This is a genomic window from Chitinophaga sp. (assembly GCF_019236475.1).
In the GTDB taxonomy this organism is placed as follows: Bacteria; Bacteroidota; Bacteroidia; order Chitinophagales; family Chitinophagaceae; genus Chitinophaga.
Genome location: NZ_JAFAIX010000005.1, coordinates 209,275 through 230,767 on the forward strand (window position 1 = coordinate 209,275; position 21,493 = coordinate 230,767).

At 43.5% G+C, this 21,493-nt stretch carries 21 protein-coding genes; 15 read left to right on the top strand and 6 right to left on the bottom strand.

Annotated features, from left to right (window positions below; genetic code table 11):
- Nucleotides 1–4: 4 nt before the first annotated feature.
- The 3 genes from JO154_RS08150 to JO154_RS08160 all read right to left on the bottom strand — a co-directional run bounded on the left by JO154_RS08150 (nucleotide 5) and on the right by JO154_RS08160 (nucleotide 2,752).
- Complete coding sequence (locus JO154_RS08150) at nucleotides 5–505, bottom strand: hypothetical protein (protein WP_291943584.1); 501 nt, start codon at nucleotides 503–505, stop codon at nucleotides 5–7.
- 170 nt (nucleotides 506–675) lie between these two features.
- Complete coding sequence (locus JO154_RS08155) at nucleotides 676–1,767, bottom strand: hypothetical protein (protein WP_291943586.1); 1,092 nt, start codon at nucleotides 1,765–1,767, stop codon at nucleotides 676–678.
- Entirely contained in the window at nucleotides 1,754–2,752 is a 999-nt protein-coding gene (locus JO154_RS08160) for a DUF2157 domain-containing protein (protein WP_291943588.1), read from the bottom strand. The genes JO154_RS08155 and JO154_RS08160 overlap by 14 nt, the downstream gene beginning before the upstream one ends.
- Before the next feature lie 77 nt (nucleotides 2,753–2,829).
- Here JO154_RS08160 and JO154_RS08165 point away from each other — a divergent pair, with 77 nt between their 5' ends.
- Entirely contained in the window at nucleotides 2,830–3,663 is an 834-nt protein-coding gene (locus tag JO154_RS08165; protein ID WP_291943589.1) for a tetratricopeptide repeat protein, read from the top strand.
- A 63-nt stretch (nucleotides 3,664–3,726) separates the two neighbouring features.
- Here the strand turns inward: JO154_RS08165 and JO154_RS08170 are convergent, their stop codons facing one another.
- Nucleotides 3,727–4,635 carry a type VI secretion system baseplate subunit TssG gene (locus JO154_RS08170; protein WP_291943591.1) on the bottom strand — a complete coding sequence of 303 codons (909 nt, stop codon included), beginning with the start codon at nucleotides 4,633–4,635 and terminating at the stop codon, nucleotides 3,727–3,729.
- Between the two features lie 121 nt (nucleotides 4,636–4,756).
- Here JO154_RS08170 and JO154_RS08175 point away from each other — a divergent pair, with 121 nt between their 5' ends.
- Together JO154_RS08175 and JO154_RS08180 are read left to right on the top strand one after the other, a co-directional pair.
- Nucleotides 4,757–5,644 (top strand): TssN family type VI secretion system protein, encoded by an 888-nt coding sequence (locus tag JO154_RS08175; RefSeq protein WP_291943593.1) that lies wholly within the window; start codon nucleotides 4,757–4,759, stop codon nucleotides 5,642–5,644.
- Between the two features lie 17 nt (nucleotides 5,645–5,661).
- Complete coding sequence (locus JO154_RS08180; RefSeq protein WP_291943596.1) at nucleotides 5,662–6,819, top strand: hypothetical protein; 1,158 nt, start codon at nucleotides 5,662–5,664, stop codon at nucleotides 6,817–6,819.
- 4 nt (nucleotides 6,820–6,823) lie between these two features.
- Here JO154_RS08180 and JO154_RS08185 read toward each other — a convergent pair whose 3' ends face one another.
- Together JO154_RS08185 and JO154_RS08190 are read right to left on the bottom strand one after the other, a co-directional pair.
- Nucleotides 6,824–8,632 carry a type VI secretion system baseplate subunit TssF gene (locus JO154_RS08185; RefSeq protein WP_291943599.1) on the bottom strand — a complete coding sequence of 603 codons (1,809 nt, stop codon included), beginning with the start codon at nucleotides 8,630–8,632 and terminating at the stop codon, nucleotides 6,824–6,826.
- A 27-nt stretch (nucleotides 8,633–8,659) separates the two neighbouring features.
- Nucleotides 8,660–9,097, bottom strand: coding sequence for a GPW/gp25 family protein (locus tag JO154_RS08190; RefSeq protein WP_291943601.1), 438 nt, complete (start codon nucleotides 9,095–9,097; stop codon nucleotides 8,660–8,662).
- Between the two features lie 233 nt (nucleotides 9,098–9,330).
- On the opposite strand from JO154_RS08190, the gene JO154_RS08195 reads away from it, so the two are divergent.
- The 12 genes from JO154_RS08195 (at nucleotide 9,331) to JO154_RS08250 (ending at nucleotide 21,488) form a co-directional block, all read left to right on the top strand.
- A complete protein-coding gene (locus tag JO154_RS08195) occupies nucleotides 9,331–9,846 on the top strand; it encodes a hypothetical protein (protein ID WP_291943604.1) in 516 nt (171 codons plus the stop codon).
- A gap of 12 nt (nucleotides 9,847–9,858) precedes the next feature.
- Nucleotides 9,859–10,353 (top strand): type VI secretion system TssO, encoded by a 495-nt coding sequence (tssO, locus tag JO154_RS08200; RefSeq protein WP_291943606.1) that lies wholly within the window; start codon nucleotides 9,859–9,861, stop codon nucleotides 10,351–10,353.
- Nucleotides 10,353–11,273: a PKD domain-containing protein gene (locus JO154_RS08205; RefSeq protein WP_291943608.1), complete on the top strand. Its 921-nt coding sequence runs from the start codon at nucleotides 10,353–10,355 to the stop codon at nucleotides 11,271–11,273. Before tssO ends, JO154_RS08205 begins: the two co-directional genes overlap by 1 nt.
- A gap of 26 nt (nucleotides 11,274–11,299) precedes the next feature.
- Nucleotides 11,300–13,678: a type VI secretion system protein TssR domain-containing protein gene (tssR, locus tag JO154_RS08210; protein WP_291943610.1), complete on the top strand. Its 2,379-nt coding sequence runs from the start codon at nucleotides 11,300–11,302 to the stop codon at nucleotides 13,676–13,678.
- Nucleotides 13,675–16,101 (top strand): ATP-dependent Clp protease ATP-binding subunit, encoded by a 2,427-nt coding sequence (locus tag JO154_RS08215; RefSeq protein ID WP_291943612.1) that lies wholly within the window; start codon nucleotides 13,675–13,677, stop codon nucleotides 16,099–16,101. Before tssR ends, JO154_RS08215 begins: the two co-directional genes overlap by 4 nt.
- Before the next feature lie 88 nt (nucleotides 16,102–16,189).
- Nucleotides 16,190–16,636 (top strand): hypothetical protein, encoded by a 447-nt coding sequence (locus JO154_RS08220; protein ID WP_291943614.1) that lies wholly within the window; start codon nucleotides 16,190–16,192, stop codon nucleotides 16,634–16,636.
- Between the two features lie 86 nt (nucleotides 16,637–16,722).
- A complete protein-coding gene (locus JO154_RS08225) occupies nucleotides 16,723–18,111 on the top strand; it encodes a DUF5458 family protein (protein WP_291943616.1) in 1,389 nt (462 codons plus the stop codon).
- Nucleotides 18,112–18,164: 53 nt separating this feature from the next.
- Nucleotides 18,165–18,701 (top strand): NAD(P)H-dependent oxidoreductase, encoded by a 537-nt coding sequence (locus JO154_RS08230; RefSeq protein ID WP_291943618.1) that lies wholly within the window; start codon nucleotides 18,165–18,167, stop codon nucleotides 18,699–18,701.
- Between the two features lie 248 nt (nucleotides 18,702–18,949).
- Nucleotides 18,950–19,354, top strand: a complete 405-nt coding sequence (tssD, locus tag JO154_RS08235; protein ID WP_291943619.1) for a type VI secretion system tube protein TssD — start codon at nucleotides 18,950–18,952, stop codon at nucleotides 19,352–19,354.
- A 108-nt stretch (nucleotides 19,355–19,462) separates the two neighbouring features.
- On the top strand, nucleotides 19,463–19,861 hold the full coding sequence (tssD, locus tag JO154_RS08240; RefSeq protein WP_291943621.1) for a type VI secretion system tube protein TssD: 399 nt from the start codon (nucleotides 19,463–19,465) through the stop codon (nucleotides 19,859–19,861).
- Nucleotides 19,862–19,945: 84 nt separating this feature from the next.
- Nucleotides 19,946–20,860 (top strand): hypothetical protein, encoded by a 915-nt coding sequence (locus JO154_RS08245; RefSeq protein WP_291943624.1) that lies wholly within the window; start codon nucleotides 19,946–19,948, stop codon nucleotides 20,858–20,860.
- A 1-nt stretch (nucleotide 20,861) separates the two neighbouring features.
- Nucleotides 20,862–21,488, top strand: coding sequence for a hypothetical protein (locus JO154_RS08250; protein ID WP_291943627.1), 627 nt, complete (start codon nucleotides 20,862–20,864; stop codon nucleotides 21,486–21,488).
- Nucleotides 21,489–21,493: the final 5 nt, after the last annotated feature.

The following is a 21,493-nucleotide window of genomic DNA, read 5'->3' on the forward strand; positions in this document are numbered from 1 at the left end:
CATCTTATACTAATTTTCCTTTTACTTTAAGTATGCATACCAGCATCAACGCAATCATAGCGATTCCTAGAACTGCGCCAGCAATTGCTTTCATCCAGGTTCCTCTGATAAACACCACTTCATTACCTTTATCTATAAACCTCACCGCGGCATTGATATTATTATCTTGAGGCCCCACCTGGTTATCAAAATAAATCGTGATTTCATCCCCGGCTCTGAGACTATCCATCTTTTCAAGATCCGGTGTAAAGTCCCCTCTATCTTTCCCTATAAAAATTTCAAACACATCAGCATAATTGTCAAGCTTGATATAACGGCATTTCCCCATCTCTCTAGCAAGAGGATAGCTACCATAAGTTTTTTCCAGATAGGCTATTCTACCAGTAATCTTTTGAATTTCATCCTTATTTAATCCTGCCCTGAGATATAATGTAATACCCAAAATAAGAACACTACTGATCCCGAATATGCTTTTTAAAAAAATGTACTGAGGGTCTTTCTTCATATTTTCTCTAATTGATCAATCTACAGAACAAGGAAGGAGCAAAGGTATTCATTTACTGAAGAAAGAACTTGCTAGGATAGCGATTCAAAGAAAATGACAAAGGCACCGACGTACTCAGTGCCCTTGTCATTTTTATTTAAAATTTTTCTTAGGTAAATATTGGAATGTCCTTAATAATCTCCCGTCGCTCCTCCCCCACCACCAGAACCGCCACCGAAATCGAAATGATCTTTTTCTGGGGCTCCAGTTTTGTGAAATGTCTGGGCAATAATTAAAGATTCTAATTGTATAGCACCTGTTTGTTCATCATCTATTTCTTCCGAAGTAAAGCCATTCTTTGGCGTTTTCAGGTAACGTAGAAGCATATACGCGATCAATATCATACCTGCACCGGCAAAGGTCATCGCCACTTCCAGTGGCGCAATGCTGTGATAATACCTGATTGTAAATACCATCGCAGCGATGAGGATAAGTCCAATACGGAGCAGGGTTCTGTCTTTTTTATAGATACCCAAGAAGAGGTAAATAAGCGGTATCAATACAGTGCTGACCCAGAAGATTTGCTGATTTTGCTCTGTCACTTCCCTCACGATGAAATAGTTCCCCGCGGCATATAAGGTGAGTAGAGAAAGGGCTTGTAAGACAATACTATTATTTGCATAGTATTTATTTTTCAGCTTGATAACGAGCAGATAGATACCTAGCGATGCCACCATCATTATCCAAGGATTATGAAGATAGCTGAACAACAGATACATGACTCCTACGAAAGCAGCCGCTGTGGCGATCATGTCGGCAAAACGAAGAGTAAAGTAAGTGCCGAGTATCACAATAATAAGCGCCATTATACGGTCCGATAAAATATAATGATTCATCAACGTAATGCCGCAGAAAATGCAGATGCTACTAAAGTAAATGAGCGCATCGTCTGCACCGGACTTATAGTGATGCTTTTCTTTTATCAACCATTCAGCGGCACCATAACATAGGATACCAAAGATAATCAGTAACCCTCTGTATATCTCTTCCGATCCCCCATGGAGCAACATCAGGGATAGTAATCCCAGTGAAAATGCAGCAATGATCGTGGTAAGGATGAAGATGCCTACGCGCAGGAATATATTCGGTGTATATAAGTTCACCGGATGCGCCGCGACAATGCTATCCCTTTCCTCCCCGGTGATGTATTGCTGTTTGAAAGCTTTTTCGGTAGCTGTGATAATCTCAAGATTATCCAACTGTGTTTTATTATACGCTAGCATTTTTGATCTTTTTATTGGCTTTTACAAGGAAGATGATCAGCCCAACGGCGGAGATGATAAAATAGAGAAAGCCTGCATAAATCCCTTCCAAATTATCTCCTTGGAAAAGCAGGCGAAGCACGACGTAACTCAGTCCGATATAAGCGTAGAGTGAGACGATGAGCAGGAAATAAAAGCTATTATGCCTGAAAGCTTCTTTGAGAAACCACCAGCAGCCTATTGCCAATAACATGAACCAGAACAAGTACTTGTTGTCTCCCATAGATCCTGTACGACTGCTAAACATCCCAGCCAGACAAGCAACCATGAATACATGCGTACCGAAGTTGCGGTAAGTAAACCCGAAGTGTGCTTTCTTATTATAATGGTTGCTCAGGAAATCTGCAAGGATCAGACCTATGCCAAGCAAGACACCGGTATTGATGAGATGCGTATCTTCTAAAGAGAAGCCGTTGATCAAAGCATAGGGCGAAACATTCACGCCCAGCCATGCGGCAAAGTTTGTAATAGCCAAGCTCAGGACGCCTATATGATCGAAGTAATAAGCACTGAATAAGAGCACTACTAAGGGGATGAAGGTAGCCGTTCCATAATGGTGGGCAAATACAGCGTAGGCCCCTTGGAGATAGGTAATAAAGGTTACAAAAAGCAAGCAGCCCAGTAATAAGATATAGTCAAAGAACGGTGTAGGAGATGCCACTTTTTGCCATGAGAAAGGATTTCTGTGTCTAAAACAATAATAGAAGCATCCCGCACAGGCGGCAGCGATGGCAGCCAATATCACCTGGTGGCCTATTGTATCGATGTTCTTATACACGAGGATTCCCAAACCGCCGCTCAACAACAATACGCCCAGGTAAAGAATGGTCTTCAGTTCCCAGTGGAGGCTAAACAATTTTGTTGCAGCGGCACTATGTATTTTTTCCGCGGAAGCTGGGGATAAACTTCCGTCGCGCTGCAGTTTTTCAAACAAATGCATATTCATGGGCGGAAAAATATGACAATATGTTCATGTTTCCATACTTAAGTTCCCTATCTTGTTACAAAATTACCAATATCGTTATGGTCCTTAAACCACGAGTTGAGAAATCCATGGAGAATGAATGGGAATTCATTCATCCACAAGACTTTTACAATGATAAAACATTGGAACAGTATACCGCCGCCATTGGGATGCTGGATACAAATGATGTTTTTTCTGAATTAATTCTAAAGCAAATCATAAAGGAGCACCCCTATCACCTGGATGCTTACAACCATTTGTCTGTCGCTTTTAGGAACCAGGAAAAGGAGTTTGAGAGCTATCTGGTCGCTGAAAAGTCATACAGACTAGGCAAAGAGTGCTTTCCAAAAGAATTCAAGGTAAAAAACGCTCGGCTTTCCTGGTATGTGACTAATAACAGGCCATATCTGAGGGCATGCCATTTATGGGGTCTAGAGCTGCAATTTAATGATGAATTTGACAGAGCTATTGAAGTGTTTAATGAAATGCTTCAATTAAATCCAACGGATAACCAAGGAGCCAGGCACTTGAAGCTGGAATGTCTCTTTGCACTAAGGGATTATAGTGCTGCAAAAACACTATTAAATACCTATCCGCATGAACATTCCATCGAATTTTCATATGGAAAATTATTGTTGGCCGTTTTGGATGGAAAGCAAAAAAGCGCAGAACAATTGTTAACAGATGCGATTGCAGTCAACCCATATTTACCTGCGGAGATTGTTAAAAAAAGACATACCCCTCCAGCAGGTTTCTTATCGGAAGATATCGTTCTGGGCTCGCGGCATGAGGCGTATGAGTATTGGTATGACTATGCAGATATTTGTACTCAGCAACCAATAATAGACTTTTTCGAATTAACCAAAAAGATTTGGTCTAAGAAGAAAAAGTAAGGTGGATTTTTTATTTCTTTCGTCGTCCCATGCCCGATGGGCATGGACGGCAGTTAGAAGCGTTTAGATAAATGCAGTATAGCCCAACACGCTTTCCTCCAACTGCATCCGTTTTTCTGAAATCTCCGTTTCTAGACGCACTTCCATATCTGCAGGAACAAAATAACTGACCAACCACCGCACTATTTGTTCCAGCCGTTCACCAGGCATTAAGTGAATGACCGCTGTAGGAGATATTGGCCCCACTTGTATCAATACCTCGTTATCTCCTTCCAGGAAGGCATTTCCGGCTACCAAGTCAATACCAAGTCTACTTTCACCCAGGATGCTATCTACAGCAGCAGTTCTTACTTGTCCATTGGTTACTTTCACACTAACTGGCATTTGCAACATCAATCCCAATACTTGCTCTAGCTTTTCCAGGTTGCCTTTTGCATCGTGTAGTGTTGGTATAAGATGTAAGAATATATTTGCTTGTTGTTGGTCTAATAATTCAAATATTTCCCAGCCTGGTCGGAATATTTCTACCAGGTCGTTGTAGATATTCTTCTTATCGATTTTGTTTTCGTATAGTTCGATGAGTACGCGGAATTGATTTATTTCCGCTTCCAGGGGGAGAAAGAATTTGCGCGCATGCTTTTCCTGCTCTTTATGTAGTTTTATCTGATCAATCAGCTCTTCGGTACTTCTAGTAGAGGAATAAGGAACAGCCGTATGGAAAATTCCTTCGGGCAACATATCATACATCCCTTCTCTACTACTCTTAATACAAAGATAATCCTTGTATCCACCATCAGGGGCATACCACTCCACACTCAGTACATCTTTCGCAAAATTGCGCCTGTTGCTGCCTGACGGCCATATAAATAAACGATTGAAATCAAATCCGGCTTCCACTAACTCCGCCGCCAGTACGGCTGCCTTGTAATCGGTATGGAAATTGTTGACGTTAAATGATGGGGAGTCCTCCATAAATTAATTATTCTCTTTAATTTGTAGTCCTTAAATTAGCACAAAAATCAGGCAAAACCCTAAAATTTTGACCCTTGCCTGTGAAAAATTAGATTAACCGCCGTTGACCATATCGTAAATTATGGATGTAAAGTCTGTCTTTGTAAGTTATATTTTCTTTCCGCTCGTGGCCGCCATTATGGGGGCTGTAATGCTCATTGTAAATAAGAAGAACCGTCTGATGAGCAGTCGTAAGCTCATCGTTACTATATTACTCACTAGTATCGTGCTGGCCATACCTGGTCTATTTAGCTTACTAGGCTTGTATTTCATGCCCTGGGGGTACCTCCTATCGCAGTTAAGTTACCTTTTGTTTGGTATCCTGGCGGTATTCCTGCTGGCACGTCATAATCCGGCTGCACTGGAAACTAAAAAAGGAATGACCATACTGATGGGCGTTATCAGTATGTTGCTTGGCTTCTATCTATATAAGCTGATTTTCAACCGCCTGAATGATTTGGAATATGGCTGGCTCGCAGCTACATCTGTGTTGGTATTTATGGTGCCGCTGCTCTTCTGGTGGACATACATGGCCATGATCAGTATTCCATCGGAAATTTATACAGTATGGTATTATCCTCATGGTACACAGCCACTCGATATGTTTGATGTGGATATTGACAAACTGAAAGTCCTGGAGGTGGAGGTTTTCAAAGCCGTCAATGATCCTTCCCCGCTGAAAGTAAAAGTAAAAGCGCCACCAGAAATGAACTTTGGCGTATGGTTCAAGAAATTCATAGACGACTATAATATTAAGTTCCCACGGAATGGCATCCACTTTGCCGCAGGCGAAGAACCTTACGGCTGGATCTTCTATCTCAAGCCAAGTTTCTTCTCCCGTAAGCAATTCATCGATCCTGCTGAAAGCATTGCACAAAACCAGGTAAATGAAAAGCATATCATTTTTGCGCGCAGAGTAACCCGACTGCAACAAGAAGCTGGAGGCGAAGACAGGGTTGTCATTTTGTGATCAATTAAAAGATTCTTATGTTATTTCCTCGCAAACACGCTGCTGTCAATTGGATAGACGGGATGAAGATCTCCCGCCGCCACTTCATGGAAACAGAAGACCACTTTACTGATGCCATACGTGATACCACTTCCCTGTTTTTACATAACTATGATTTCGGATTGCTGCCACCTTTCCGCGGTCAGCGACTCAGTTGTGATTTCGAAATAAATGAGCGCGTCACCCGTCAGGTAGAAATCCGCCTGCGTCAATGCAATGCCATTACTGCTGGTGGGGTGCGTATTCATATCCTACCAGAAGCCTATGCGGAACAATTGGTGCGCTCCTACTCTTTCGCAGAAGAAGAGCCCCAAGATGAAAACCAGGTGAATTATTATAGCGTAGTACTCAGTGTAAATCCATATGAACGCATCCCCGCGGGCGCACCCGATCCCATGGAAACACCGCCCCGGCATCCACATGTCTTGAACGGAGTAGAACTCGTGGTACTACCTGCAGAACAGGTAACGGCCTCAGATATGAGCCTGCATCATTTGGTGATTGGTCAACTGGTTCGTAAAAACGGACGCGTGTCTGTCAATGATCAATATATTCCTCCTAGCACCGCCATTGTTAGCCATCCAGCATTAATACGGTATTATGAGCAATTGAGCATACTGTTGAATGATATACAGATGAGCAGTTTCCGCATCATCGAAAAAGTGACAGCCCGCGATCAAAGCACGGATCTTGCCAAGAACATAAAAGCCCTGTGCGAACGGATGCTGGACTACATCTCCCAGACCTTCTTCTCTTATCGAAACATGGTACACCAACAACCACCGGTGGTCATGATAGGTGTATTTTCTAATCTCGCACATATTTTTTATACAGGGTTGAATTATCCAGGTTCCCGTGACAAAGAAGAGATGTTGAAATATTTTTATGAGTGGAAAGACGTCACTCCTGGTAATTTCGAAGACCTCCTCTCCAAAACGGTAGATATCGTCTATGACCATTACAATATCCGCCAGTCTATGCAACAAGTGCAGGACTGCATACAGGTATTATCTGCATTATGGAATAAACTGAGCAGCCTTGAATTCATCGGTCAGCGTAGGGAAAACATAGTAGTAGCAGAACAACGCACCATCGAACAAACGAGGGCGCGCAATTCCTGGAGCTTACTGGATTAAATGATCAGGCCAACATCACTCTATACGTCACCAGTAATCCGCTACGTGATTCCAGTTTACGTAACAGCGATTGTTGCGTAAACTCCCATTCCGTTTGTTCGAATGGTTGTGCAGGTTTGATGAGTATATCTGTCGTTTTCTTTAATCCTTCTTTGGGATGCGGCGATACCATCACTCCACGTTGCACCTTTATTTCTGCAATACGTCCACCCAATTCATGGCGACAAAAATTTCGTATATCATCTTCCGTTACAATACGGTCTCGCGTCATTAGCCCATATTTGTAGGCTTGTAGTAAGTTACCACGGTCGGCTGCCTGCCTGCCACCAGCGGGTTTTGTAAGCAGCACCAATGAGTCCGCGCGAGTACCAGATCCTTCAAACTGCGTTAAGAGCATCCCACTGCGTAATTGATGCGCTACATCATACTGTGTGGTCCAGTAGGAAAGATGCATCGTCTCGGTTGGAGAAGAGGGTTTTACGATCACGTAGCGAGTAGATTCCGTCAGTGCATGCAATGATTTGCGCGCCTTCTGTTCTACCAGTGCTAAGTTTTGCTGGAGATTCTTTAGAATATCGTTGAGGAAATCATACCCATAGGCTGAAAACGCAGCACTTTCATCGCGCAGCAATTCAAATAAGTAATTGATGATTTCGCGGGCATTGCGACTATCAAAGCGTTCGGCGCCACCTAGTCGAACAGAATAGGAATCTTGCTCGTTTTCCTGACCATTATTATAAGAAACGGGAAAATATTGTTTCCCCTGGCTGTCGCTCAGTTGATGGACGCTGAGGAAGAACTCCTGCACGCCAGGTTTCACTGGGATGATATTACCAATACCTTTAAATCGATGGGTGATCTGATGTAATCGCCGGTTCATTACTGGTATAGCATTCGTGTATACTTCCACGTTATCCAACTGAATGGCAGGCGGGAACTTGATTTCCAGCCATAATAACTGCTCCTGCATATTATGGAGGGTACGTTCGTCGAAAGCGGAATGGAAAACCGCTGGGTAGGTCATTTTATCATATGCATGAGGTCGGATAGAAAAATGTAGGAAGTGAGGATCATAATAATGTATAACATCTCGGGTAATGACTGGCATCACGTCAAAGGCTAATGTCTGTTGCAGGATATTCTCATTTCCTTTGGAAGGGCGAGATGGAAAGCCGTGTTGCAATTGAATTTCCTGGCCGTTGATCTTTCCGGTGCAAAGTGCGAGCAACTGGTACCATTCATTATCGAACCCAAAGTGCGGCCAATTGAAATAAAGTGTAAAATTATCTAGATCAGACAATTGATCATTGATACGAAGTCCTAACCAGAGTGTTTGTAATGGAAGATGTTTCCCTGCTCCTACCAACATTCTCCCACGTTGAGGATCATTCATATAAAGATGAGATCCTGTTGCCATGTAAGCGATGCGGGCATCGTAGATCTGCACTGGCATTGCTGGAGAGAAGAAAATTTCCTGAGTGCCACTTTCTTTTTTCGGACTATATACAAAGTGACGGTCTTCTCGCAGGAGTTCGCTTTCTTCCAACGGGATTGCCTGCATCAATGCATGGGCGGGCAATGCCGCAGTCAGTAGGTCTGGTGTTAACAAGGCAGCCAGTTTATTGAGTAACCTACTTTCTGTATTTTTAAGATCGTTGGCGAGGTTATATAATTCGCCGGAGAGGGCTTCTATCAGCAGGCGAACAAGCGGATCTAAATCAGTTGTAGAGCGGATTCCCCAGAAGTCTGCCGCCGTCTGCATCAGGCGCGCACGGATATTATCTTTGGAGTTATAATGTAATGGATACTGCATAAAAAATATTCTACCAATGAAAGTGGTTTATTCAGAAGATAATGGACTGAGAAACAAGGCAGTGTTAAAAACATAGTTCTCCCCTGTTGTTGTCAATTTACCACTCACAATAATGTCTACACGTTTTTTGATCTCCGTTATTCTCCGCAGTGGAAAAACTTTCTCAACGTCAGTGATCCTAATTTCGCAGTCAATCCCGTACAAACGTTGTTCCTGGCGGGTTATAGCCTGCGACAATGATTGGCACATGCGATCTTCCCACATGGATTGATTTACTATCAATTGAAAGTCCAGTTCCCACACTTCGCAGCCGAAGTCGGGATCAAAGCGGTGTTCTCCAAAACGGGTAAAGATAATCAGTTCGATGTGTTGGGCGATGGAAGCCCCGTTATCACAGCTTTCCAGCGGATTATTAGAAAATATACGAGAGAAATCAAAAGGTTTTTTATAATAAGAAATGGCCATTGGTTAACATATTAACTTATCATAAAACTAAAAAAAAATCAATAAAAAACATTTTTTCATATGGTATTTGTAAGTATATTCGACCCGTGATTATGTGATATATGAATATTAGATGATACGTTTTTAGCCCGACAAAACGCATAATCACGGCAACATTTAACCCTGTTGCTTTGGTGTAACCATACTGTATAAACCATATTGTTGAACCGATCCTTAAAGTGGAGCCATAACAAATGAAGCCGATCAATTTACACGAATTGAATAGAGCCTATTTTAAATTCATCATTCATTTCGTTATTCTGATTCTGTTTGTCTTAGTTGGTGTTGCATGCTTTTTCTTTACCAGCAGGCATGAACTGCAATTGCTGGGAGAGCAGTCGCGTTCCTATGATCAACTGGCCTACTACCGGGAGGAAGTGACCACTCGATTCGACAATGTGCTGCTGAAGTTCAGGTCCCTTGCGCAATATGTCAATGCTGATGCGCAAGAGCTCAGCAATCAGGCATTGCTTATTAACGGCGTACAGTCAGATAATAATCGTGTCCGTGGATTATTGGATGAGCGTAAACAGCTAGAAGTGGTCCCGAGCTATGAACTGTATGGTAAGATGACCAAGAATGTAATGGTATTGGCCAGCTTGAAAGATTCCCTGTCACAAACCCGCTTTCAGATGGAAAGTCTACGTGAACAATTGGATGCTTGCGGTACCTCCACCAAAAAGGCGATGAAAAAGTTAAACGGATATTAGACGTTAGATCATATGGCGCATCTTAGCATTAAAGAGCGGCAAGAGCAGTTCGTATTCCTGCTATTGCTTAGTCTCTTCACCATTGTACTCCTCGCATGGCTGTTGTTTTCCGGCAGTGATGTTGGCAATAGCGCCATGAAAGATAAGCTGGCGCAGAAAATCACTTCGGAAAAACAATTCGAGTCGGTGGCGGCAGAAATGCGCCCGGCAGTGGATTCTACCTATAAGAAGATCATGGACTTTGACCCCTCTGTGCAAGCGCTCTTTCTGGAATCGGATATCCTGAATGCCATCGGTAGTATCAAGGCAGCCTATCAGCGCAAGTCTTACGACGTACGCTACAAAGCATTCCTTCAAGAAGCACAACTACTCGAAGTAATGTTCTACGACAAAAAAGAGCTGCGTGGGAATTACCGTAACATAGAGAAACTCAACAGCGACCTAGACCGCTGCAAACTCTCTAAACGCGGTATACAGGAGGCGATTATCAACCAAAGCAGGAACTAGTGGAAAGTACAACTAAAAATAAATCAGTTAAAACCGGCAATAGTAGCCGTATCTACATATACATTGTTGTAGCTGTACTTGTACTAGCAGTAGTATTCCTGTTGATAAAACTCCTCTTCAGTAATCGTGAAATAAACGCACATCTACTGAAAAGCGAGATTTTCCTCAACGAGAGCCTAGTATATACAGACAATACGCCTGGCGCAAAGCAATGGCAGTGGGAGTTTGGCGATGGTAATAAAACAAAGGAACAAAGCGGTTTTTACAAATTCCGTACAGCCGGCACTTACCTTGTCCGACTTACAGTAGATGGAAAAATGCAACAGCAATTTGCAGTAATAGTGAAGGATACTGTACCTGTGGTGACAATCGATAGTATGCGCATCACTGGCCCTACAGCCGGTACCGTTGGTGAGCAACTACGCCTGGAAGCCGAAGGAGATGCCAACATCTTTGAGTGGAGCTTCGGAGAAACTGGCCGTGTAGATGCGAAAGGCCGTACCGCTTTTTACACGTATCGTAGTCCAGGTAGATATAATGTGATACTCAAAACGGATAAAAGTGCCGCACCGGTATTTTATACGCTCAATATCACTGCATTCGACGACTTAGAAATGATTGATCCAGGCGCAGGTGGTGAAGCCATGAAAAATGATTTCAAACTGCATTTACAGGCCATTGCCGGCGGAAAGAATTTCAACCAGCATTATTATTATCTCGTGAAGAAATATCTCTGCAATGGTGAAAAGACTTCCGCACAGGCAGCAGATGAAACCGGGAACAAAAAGACAGACTTCTACTCCTATTGCATTGGGCTTACATTCAGTAAGAATATCGTGATAGATGAAGTAGGTTTGACTATGTCTCCTAAGAAATGTGTAAGTATGGTAAATGTGCAGCAACATAGAACAGAAAAGTAATTGCTAATCATATCTTGTTAAAGCAGATGAGAGTTCTCGTATTGTTAATCGCCACATTGTTTTGTTTCCATGCGGAAGCCCAGTTTTATTCGGGTAAACGTATAGAGAAGATGCCTGTCAACTTCAGGTACCCAACACCGCAAACTAAAGACCCTTCCGGTAAAACTGATGCCGGTGCCTGGATTGTATTCTCCGATAGCGAAGGAAATTACACCACTACTACTCCAGGTGGCACCCTTGTTTTCAAGAAGCTCAATTTCATGCAACCCTTTTTCGTTAGTGATGAGAGAAGCGGATACTTACGATTAGTAAAGTATGACCCTTCCATCCTGAAGAAAGGCTCACGCATAGGGGATAAACGAAAAGCAGTCAGTTATGGCTGGATCCTTCGCAGTAAAGTGCTGATGTGGCAAAAAGCCCTCGTAGATGAACGTACCCGCTTCCCTTACAAGGCGGTGGGAATCATCAGCGGCGCGGGTCCTATCATGCAACCCAAATACTATTTCGTACACGATTCTATTATTGTATATAACTCGCCTGAATTACAAACGCCAGCAGCGGAGAAATTGAAGCTGAATGATCTCATTTATATCTATAAGTTTTCGGAAGATGGCAAGAAAGCCCTTGTTGGCCATGCCAGTCAGCTTACGGCCGACGGCGCCGCAGCCAATACCGCGGGATGGGTATCTGCCGATGTAGTACATCTCTGGGGCAGTCGCCTATACGTGGGAACAGGTAAAACAAAATCATTCGATGAGGATTCCATTGCAGCAAGATATTTCAGAGAACACTTAAAACCTGTTTCACCAGATGGCGGCAATTTTGAGTATGATCCGTTGCTGGAGCCAGGAAACCCGGTATTCCGCACAGTACCTGTGGTACAGCAACGCGGCCTCGGGCTGAATATGCCGTATAAGTCAGCAGTAGCCGGCAATGTGTTCGACAAATCTTCCAATACGGTTATCAACATCAAAGGTTCCCGCATCGATTACAATAATTACCTCCATTTACGCAGATTTGGTAACCATGTGAATGTGGTCTTTGTGGTAGATGGCGGCAGTGCTATGCGTGATTATCTTCCAGGCATTACCAATACCATCCAGAATTTCGAAGATGTGTTTGGAAAGAAAGGATACGCCAATTATAATTACCGTTTCGGCGCCGTTGTGTACCGCGGCAATGAGGGTTGCGTACAGGCGCGGGGAATGAATGTTTTTGAGCCTACGGATAACTTCAGCCGTTTGGTGGATTTCATCAATAAACAAGCTAGCATCACGCAACGTTGTAATGGATTAGTTTATGATCAGCCTTACTATGAAGGGCTACTCGAAGCGGTGAAAATCCTGAAGCATTACCCGATGCAAACGAATATCATTATCGTAGCTGGTAGCACCGGGAATAATGTTAAGAATGCAAACGGCCCATCTGAAGATCAGTTAGTTCGCGGACTCGCAGAAGTAGATGCCAGGATGCTCGTATTTCAAGTGTATAACAAGTTCGATCCATCGTTCAATAATTTCGTATTACAATCAAGACAACTGCTGGAAAGGGCCGCACAATTGCAGGCCGATCAGAAGAAACTCCGCATGGTGAAAGGAGAAGGCCTGGCAGTAACACAACAATTCAATACCGCCTACACGGATTCTGTATCTTATTACCTGAACTATCCAGATGGAAGCCTGATACCAGGCGCCATCGTTTTCCCAGGACGAGGTGCGGTAAAAACAAACCGTGAAATGATGATGGCATTGAATCGCTTTCTTGGTGAAGTATACACCGATAATAAGCAGATCATCAAATCGCTGGATAGCGTATTTATGATTTCTGGACGGTTAAAGGAAAAGATCACGCTACCGGTGATGGCTTCGATCAATACAGGAAAAATTGTATTACCGAATAACCTCGGAGAGCAGTTGCCACATAATGCATTTAAGTATTATTTTGATATGGAGACGAAAGATCCACTGGTGGACAAGAATTCTCCAATGGAATACCAGATACTCCTCAGCCAAGATGAGGTACTGCAATTGTCTGATCTCCTATCACGCCTGGCGGGCGATAATCTCCAGCAAGATCGCAAAGATTTCCGTCGTAAACTGGTGAATACCTATATCTCGTATGGTCGGAGCCAGTGGAAAGATATGCATAGCAAGTCCGCCATTCGTGGGATGAAGCTCCCGGTATATCTTGAAAAGGTAACAGGTATGCCACAGGACCTTGAGCCATTTAACCGTTATTCTGTAAGTGATCTGAAACGGGGTATGAATGAACAGGACTTCGAGAAATTCATTACTTATTTACGCAAGTGTAATGAAGTAGTGAAGAAACAGTTACAAACGGCCGATTATTTCAGCTCTAACGGCAAACCTTATTTCTACATTTCGCAAAGCGACTGGAAGTTATGAACATGCTCAATCTCTCTGAATCCGTGAAGCATGCCGTGCATGTGGCCGAGTCCTTAGCAAAGGAACGGCATCACGCCAGTTATGGCCCGCCGCATCTGCTGGCAGGCCTGATGCACAAAGAAACCGGTTTACGGCCCATGTTGACCGCATTGGATAAGGATCCCGGATACTTGCAGGAATGGGCGGAAATACGCATGGATGAATTTCCCAATGCGAAGCAATTGCATCCAGATGTAAAAAGCACACCGGAAGTAGCATTGGTATTCGAAGAAGCGGATGACGTACGTTTGAAGATGGGTCTTGATTTGATTACACCCGTTTGCGTACTCACCGCACTTTCCAAACCGAATATTGGTTTCCCTGCTGAGCAGATGAGATCTTTCCCAGTAAAAGAAAGGGAGCTGCTCGAGGTATATCTCAATGACCAAACCATCCATCAATCCATAAATGAAGAAGATACCGTTGTTGGGGAGAAGAAAAGCACAGGGGCTTTGTCGAGATATTGTATAGACCGTACTGCGCAGGCAAGTGAAGGAAAGATAGATCCCATCATAGGCCGAGATATGGAATTACGTATGGTCATGGAGGTACTATGTCGGCGGTCAAAACCGAATGTCATCATTACGGGCGATGCTGGTGTGGGGAAAACTGCACTTATTGATGGACTTGCGCAACAGATTGTGAAGGGGGAAGTGCCAGGCGCTTTGAAGACTGCAAAGATCTTGGAACTGGATACGGGGGCCCTTATCGCTGGCGCATCCTATAAAGGGGAAATAGAAGATCGTTTGAAGAAGATCATTGCGGAGCTTAAGCAATCCGGTAAGGTGATTTTGTTTATAGATGAGATACATGCCTTGCTTGATTCGAAAGGCTCCATTGGTTCTGGGGCAGGTAATTTATTGAAACCGGAATTGGCGCGTGGAGAGATCACCGTTATAGGTGCTACTACCATAGAAGAATATAGGAAGATAATAGAACCGGAAAAGGCTTTCAGTCGCCGGTTCGAAGTGGTACAAGTTTCAGAGCCAGATATTGATACTGCGGTAAAAATGCTGCAATGTCAGCTCGAACGATATGAAGCGCATCATGAGCTGAAAGTGCAGCAAGGAACGGTAGAAGAATGTGTACGCCTAGCCAAGCGATATATGAAAGACAGGCGGCTGCCCGATGCGGCGTTCGATTTGTTAGATAGAACGATGGCTGCCATCCGTATGATGAACGATACATCAGAAAGAGAGTTGCAGCAGTTACAGGAAGCATTACAGCTATCACCTAAAGATACGCTCATTAGCCTGCGACGTAAGCTCAGTCCTGTATTGCTTGGCCGCCTGGATGCGGAGGCACCAGAAGGCGAAGAAGGTCTGTACTCCTATCTAAAAGACACACTTGATAAGTTGAGTAATCTTGCGAAAGAAAAAATAGAGGAGACAGGAAAGCAGGATGTCGCTGCGGTGATTGCATTTAAAACAGGTATTCCTATTGGCAAAATACAGACGCAGGAACGGGAGAAATTGATGAACATGGAGGCTCAGCTCAAACAAAGAGTGGTAGGCCAGGATCATGCGTTGAAAGCCCTTTCTGCAGCGATATTGGAATCGCGCAGTGGGCTGGGCAAAAAGGGACAACCTATAGGATCCTTCTTTTTACTGGGCCCTACGGGTACAGGTAAAACGGAATTAGCTAAATCAATCGCTGAATTCTTGTTCAATGATGAAAAGGCCATGATCCGTTTTGACATGAGTGAATTCAAGGAGGAGCACTCTGCAGCATTATTATACGGTGCGCCTCCGGGTTATGTGGGATATGAGGAAGGAGGATTACTTGTAAATAAGATTCGACAGCAACCATATACCGTGTTGCTGTTCGATGAAATTGAAAAGGCCCACCCATCTGTATTTGATATCTTCCTCCAGATAATGGATGAAGGACTGATACATGACAGATTGGGAAAGGAAGGCGACTTCTCCAATGCGTTGATATTGTTCACATCAAATATTGGTAGTGACTGGATCACGGAGCAATTCAACAATGCGAAAATGCCGCAGTCGAATCAATTAATGGAATTGATGACGCGACATTTCAGGCCAGAGTTTTTAGCGCGTTTATCCGAGATCGTACCTTTTGGTCCAATCACAGAAGAGAACGTAATAAAAATTTTCGATATACAATTAAAGAGTCTACTCGAGGCGTTACAGAAACAACACATCACCTTAGAGATATCAGACGAGGCGAAGAAGATGCTTGCCCTCAGTGGGTTTACACCGCGCTATGGCGCAAGACAGATTTCGGGTGTCATCAGGAATCAGTTGAGAAGACCTATATCCAGACAAATCATCTCAGGGGAGGTATCTCCTGGAAAAAAGATCGCACTATTATTAAAGGATGGAATGGAAGAGTTGGTTTGGCAGATCACCGAGGTTTAAAAAATTAATAGTTAGGTGTGCCGAGTTCATCGGAAAAATCATTAGTTTTATAACACTGAATATCTATCATCAAAAAAAAGTACCGATTATGTTTAATTATGAAATCGGGGGAAATGAACGAAGAATTGATACGTCAGAAGCGTTTGTTGACATCTCTCCAAACAAGACTTTATTCGTTCAGCAGTTAACCGAACAGGAACCCATTAAACCAGAAATTGTTGAAGGCCTAAAAACTGTAGAAGAAGTATTTAAGCACTTCAAACCTAAAGTGAGCGTAGATTTCGAGCAGAAAGGCGGGTCTACTGTTCATGAAACATTACACTTTAATCACCTGGGTGATTTTTCCGTAAAAAGTATGATACAGCAGAGCAACCAACTGCGAGACCTGAATGTGGAAAGTGAAATGTATCTGAACATCATACGGCAGCTTAAATCCAATAAAACGTTAAAGGCTACACTGGAAAACCCAGAAACCCGCCAGGCATTTGCCGCTGCATTGGAAAACCTTGCAAAAGAATTGCAGCAGAATATATAGTTTACGATAGGACCCGACAGCACTTAACCATAGATTGAAAACTGAATTAATCCTTACCACCGTTTGGTGGCTATAAAATCAAACGCATGTCATCATCAAACGAAAGAATGCAGGATACTCGTCAAGAGCGCCCTGCACTGCAGCACGCAGCTTCGACAGCAGCTCCCATGTCCCTGGAAGACAGTTTGCAGAAACTGGTAAAAGTGGGCGGATATGATTTTCTGGAAGCGATTGTAGATGGATTGCAGAACCTTAACCCCGAGCGTAAAGCGCGCAAAAAGATATTTCTCACTGATCAGGATAAAGTGAATGAAAGAAAAGAGCTCCTGAAAAAAATACAACTCTGGCAGGATCTTCTCAGTAAAGAGGCAACCGTGTCTGAACTGAAAGATGAAAGCCAACACCGTGCAGAAGAATCAGAAGCCCTACTGCAAAAGAATATCGGGCAAGCGCTGGAAGCCACCCGCAATCTGGAGCAGGCTTACCGCACGGTACATCAGTTCTATAAGAACACAGAAAGTGATAAACTCACCAATGTGAATATTATAAATGCTTCTATGTCGCAGCTCACAGACCTGGATAATCCTCGTTTCATTGAGCATGTGGCCGAAGAGCTCAAACATAATTATGATCGCCTAGATCTGCGGGACAACTATTCCCTGTTGGTAATACCAGGTTATCTGGGCGCCAATAAAATAGTAGAAAGGTGGGCAAAAATTGCACATAGCAACAAGGCTATGCTGGTAACAGACTTCGCTAATCTGGATCAACCAGATGATGTAATCGATTTGTTTACCTCTGCTAATCTTACTGGCGGAGATGCCTATCGTTCCAATGTCATCATGACTTGTAACTGGTTGGTAGGCCGCGGCAAAGTGGAAGCGGCTGGCGAAGAAGATGACCTGCACGTTCCGGGTTCTGCATCGCTGGCAGGAAAAATGTATTACACCTTAATGAGCCAGGTGACTGCGGGTAAGAAACATGGCGCCATGAACGAAGCAGACGGCGTACGTTTCGATCTTAAGAAAAGTGAAATTTCTCAACTGGAACGTATCGGCCTGGTACCCATGGTAAATGAATACGGTAAGGTGATGGCATTCTCCGCGAAGACCCTCTTCAACGGCGATAATATCGGCCTACAAACATATTCTGTTGTACGCGTATTCGACTATATCACCAAAGTGCTGTTTGATTTCCTGAACCGTCGTGCTTTTGAGAACTGGAACTCCAAAACAGAACATGACCTGCGCGCGCAGATCGTGAAGTTCCTGGACAGCATTCAAGGCCCAGACGCCCTCATCGAACGATTCAAAATAATTCGTTTTGAACAGGATGACGTACAGAAAGATCGTATCCACCTGGATATTCATATTACCCCTTATTTCCCTGCTAAAAGCTTTGTTGTGAAGCTGGATGGGTATAAAGGAGAAGATGAACAGCGCACGTGGAATACGGAATACGCAGCTCAGAAGTAAGCCTACCTCCAGCATCTTGATTTTTTCTTCTGAATGCCCTATTTTAGGAGAGTATGAAGAATTTATTACTGCTGCACGGAGATACAGAGAAGACAGGAATTACCCACGAGTTTGCGAAAGCCTACAGGCAGGGAGCGGAAAAGGTCGGCGCTACAGTGAAAGAGATAGCGATCATGGACCTTAAATTCCTCCCCAACAAACAGTTCAATAACCAGATCACTCCGTTGGAACCAGATCTGCTCGATGCCGCGGAGAAAGTCAAATGGGCGAATCATATTGTACTGTTCTGTACGGTGGATCATGATTCCATTCCTGCCAAACTCTCAGGTTTTTTCGACCGACTGTTTGCACCAGGACAACGTTATGCCGGTAAATCTGCGCGCATCGTGTCCGTCCTTGATGAAGCCAGTTGGAAAGAATGGCAGTTGAATAAGACACCTACTTATCACGCCATCAAACGAACGGTATTAGAGCGTTGTCGGATCATGCCTGTAAGAACATGTACCATTGGGTATGTGCATTCACCAGAGAATGATTACGCGAAAAAATGGATCGCAAAAATGATCGCTTTCGGAGAGAAATTTATGTAGTACACATGGTATGTTAACGCTGCATGAAATGCCTATACGAAAGCCCTAATCAATAGAAAATTATTTATTTTTACGAATAGAACTGAACCATCAGCAGAGAATTGTTTGTGCCGAAGAAAGCCCAGTTTTATTAGAAGAACCAGTTTTATTAAGTAACCATACGAAGTTTTGTTCGACCCGTTCCTTGCACCTTTTTGTGCTTGGCGAACCATTGTTTTTTTATTTGTTACCTATAAATTTTAATCATTATGGCATTCAATGCAAAATTAAACATGGCAGGCAAGGAGTACGATGTACTCAGTTGCAACTATTCCCTGAACAGGGATGTTGACGCCAAGGGCCGCCCGGCGTCCGGCGTTTATGGTGGTACCATTGACGTGGAAATAGAATCCACTGAAGACACCTCTATCGTAGAAGCAATGGTAAACAATCAGTTTAAACCTATTGCTGGTAAAGTCCTCATTAAAAAATCTGAGGAAGATGCCAAAATGAAAGAAGTATCTTTTGAAGATGCTTACATCATCAAGTATTCCGAAGGTATCAGCGTTGTTGGATCAGATCCAATGAAACTGCGCTTTACCATCTCTGCTCGCAAATTGAAACTCGGTAATGCCGAGCACATCAATGATTGGCCAGGCAGGGATAAGGCGTAACCCCACTCCTCCCCTGATCTTAATGCATGATGAAACCCCATTGCAGCTTGCCTGCATGGTGTATACATGCATACAAACAACTTTCGAAATATTTTAAAACGGAATACAATGGCATTTAACGCAAAAATTCAATTAGGCTCAAAAACATATGATGTACTGCAATGCAGTTTCTCATTAAACCGCGATGTAGACGCAAAAGGTCGTCCTTCTTCTGGCGTATACGGCGGTACTATTCACGTGGAAGTAGAATCTACTGAAGATACTTCTGTGATTGAGTCTATGGTGAATAATCAATATAAACCTTTCAGCGGCAAAATCATCATCAAGAAAACAGATGAAGATGCTAAAATGAAAGAACTCACCTTCACTGACAGCTACATCATCCAATACAACGAAGGCATCAACGTGGTGGGCAACCACCCCATGACGCTGAGTTTCGTGATCTCTGCACGTACCCTCAAATTGGGTAATGCAGAACATGTGAACGATTGGCCAGGCAGAAGTTAATGCGTTCCTTATCAGAACATCAATTAATCCACACAGCGTGTACTGCCTTCGGGCAGTACATCTGTTATTCCTGTTAACGCCAACATGAAGAAAAAGAAACACATATCACCTACTGTACAGCCCAAGCAAAAAGGCAAAGGGAAGGCTAAACATAAGCCTGTACCTTCCTCGCCTTCGGACGTGGAGTACCAACATCTTTTTGATACCTGTACCATCACAAAAGAAAAGGTAGCAGAGGTAGATAAAATCATAGATACTAAAGTGGTCGCCAATCGTAAAAGATACGACGATATCTCCACGATGGTACAGGCTGGCGGCATGCTCGAACAACAAGGATCTTTCAGTAGCTCGTCTTTATTTAGAAGTCGCCCGCTGTTCAATGCATTTCCTGGAAATGCACAACAATGGCTCAACCCCTTGTCTACTTCTCCGGAACCTTCCTTCCAGCCAGAGCCTGGCGGACTTCCAGATTTTTCGCTTGGGTTCTCCTCAAAGTCGAATCCTTTCGGACTGGGCTTTGTGAACCAATTCCCAGGTGATGTGTCGTTTATCTCCAACGGTCGGATTCCATGGTATTTCATTGCTTGTGTACATTACCTGGAATGCGGCTTCAGTTTTAGTAAACATTTACATAATGGGGACCCACTCACGGGATATACGGTACAGGTACCTGCAAATCGCCCACAAGTGGGGCATAAGCCACCGTTTACATTTGAAGAAAGCGCTGTAGATGCCCTGAAACTAATGGGTTTCGATAAAGTAAGTAGCTGGAAGCTGCCATTTATCCTGCGTAAACTAGAAGCCTATAACGGCTTCGGCTACTTTAAATTTCATAGTATGAACTCCCCTTACCTCTGGAGCTATTCCAATCAGTACACGAAAGGAAAATATGTGAAGGATGGCAAATTCGATTCTGAGGCAGTATCTGCTCAGTGCGGATCTGCGGTGATATTGAAGCGAATGGAGGAACGGAGTCTCATCTATATACCAAGATTTTGATATGAACAAAAGCAAGCGCGCTACACTGGCATATGGAGTTGTATTGACATTGGCTTTGCTGACATCCTGCGATAATGGGCAAGTAGGAAAGAAAATAACGGGAGACACGATCCCCTCGACACGCCCACAGGTATCACAAAGTCGAAGTAATAGTGCAGCCACTAAAATTACGGACGAACAGCAATTCCGTATAGCCTTTACTGCTTTTCAGCAAGCTGTTAAAGACAATAATGAAGACGAGATCAGGAAGATCATTCACTTCCCACTACAAACAGCGAAGCAATGGACGAACGATGATTTGAAAACGATGGAAATAGACAAATCGGCTGGGGAGGTACACAATACTGAATTTAAAGAATACTACCCGACCATCTTTCATGCAGCCGTAAGGCGACTGATACCCAAAGCAGGTGAAGAGAACCTACAGGAGATCGATGATAAGATGGACGAGGACTACTATAACACCCTACGGCAAGGAACGGATAAAGATGCAAAGCTCTATGAAGTATACGAACAATATCCAGAGAAGAATGGTAGCTCTGAAGATTTCTTTGCTTTTGTGTTTGCCCGCATTGGCGGCGAATACAGAGTAGTGGCATATTATGCAAAATGGCCTATCAAAGGCTGATTCAA

Coding starts and splice junctions, on each gene's coding strand:
- JO154_RS08150 (WP_291943584.1), bottom strand. CDS start 505: ATGAAGAAAGACCCTCAGTACATTTTTTTAAAAAGCATATTCGGGATC.
- JO154_RS08155 (WP_291943586.1), bottom strand. CDS start 1,767: ATGCTAGCGTATAATAAAACACAGTTGGATAATCTTGAGATTATCACA.
- JO154_RS08160 (WP_291943588.1), bottom strand. CDS start 2,752: ATGAATATGCATTTGTTTGAAAAACTGCAGCGCGACGGAAGTTTATCC.
- JO154_RS08165 (WP_291943589.1), top strand. CDS start 2,830: ATGGTCCTTAAACCACGAGTTGAGAAATCCATGGAGAATGAATGGGAA.
- JO154_RS08170 (WP_291943591.1), bottom strand. CDS start 4,635: ATGGAGGACTCCCCATCATTTAACGTCAACAATTTCCATACCGATTAC.
- JO154_RS08175 (WP_291943593.1), top strand. CDS start 4,757: ATGGATGTAAAGTCTGTCTTTGTAAGTTATATTTTCTTTCCGCTCGTG.
- JO154_RS08180 (WP_291943596.1), top strand. CDS start 5,662: ATGTTATTTCCTCGCAAACACGCTGCTGTCAATTGGATAGACGGGATG.
- JO154_RS08185 (WP_291943599.1), bottom strand. CDS start 8,632: ATGCAGTATCCATTACATTATAACTCCAAAGATAATATCCGTGCGCGC.
- JO154_RS08190 (WP_291943601.1), bottom strand. CDS start 9,097: ATGGCCATTTCTTATTATAAAAAACCTTTTGATTTCTCTCGTATATTT.
- JO154_RS08195 (WP_291943604.1), top strand. CDS start 9,331: ATGAAGCCGATCAATTTACACGAATTGAATAGAGCCTATTTTAAATTC.
- tssO (WP_291943606.1), top strand. CDS start 9,859: ATGGCGCATCTTAGCATTAAAGAGCGGCAAGAGCAGTTCGTATTCCTG.
- tssR (WP_291943610.1), top strand. CDS start 11,300: ATGAGAGTTCTCGTATTGTTAATCGCCACATTGTTTTGTTTCCATGCG.
- JO154_RS08215 (WP_291943612.1), top strand. CDS start 13,675: ATGAACATGCTCAATCTCTCTGAATCCGTGAAGCATGCCGTGCATGTG.
- JO154_RS08220 (WP_291943614.1), top strand. CDS start 16,190: ATGTTTAATTATGAAATCGGGGGAAATGAACGAAGAATTGATACGTCA.
- JO154_RS08225 (WP_291943616.1), top strand. CDS start 16,723: ATGTCATCATCAAACGAAAGAATGCAGGATACTCGTCAAGAGCGCCCT.
- JO154_RS08230 (WP_291943618.1), top strand. CDS start 18,165: ATGAAGAATTTATTACTGCTGCACGGAGATACAGAGAAGACAGGAATT.
- tssD (WP_291943619.1), top strand. CDS start 18,950: ATGGCATTCAATGCAAAATTAAACATGGCAGGCAAGGAGTACGATGTA.
- tssD (WP_291943621.1), top strand. CDS start 19,463: ATGGCATTTAACGCAAAAATTCAATTAGGCTCAAAAACATATGATGTA.
- JO154_RS08245 (WP_291943624.1), top strand. CDS start 19,946: ATGAAGAAAAAGAAACACATATCACCTACTGTACAGCCCAAGCAAAAA.
- JO154_RS08250 (WP_291943627.1), top strand. CDS start 20,862: ATGAACAAAAGCAAGCGCGCTACACTGGCATATGGAGTTGTATTGACA.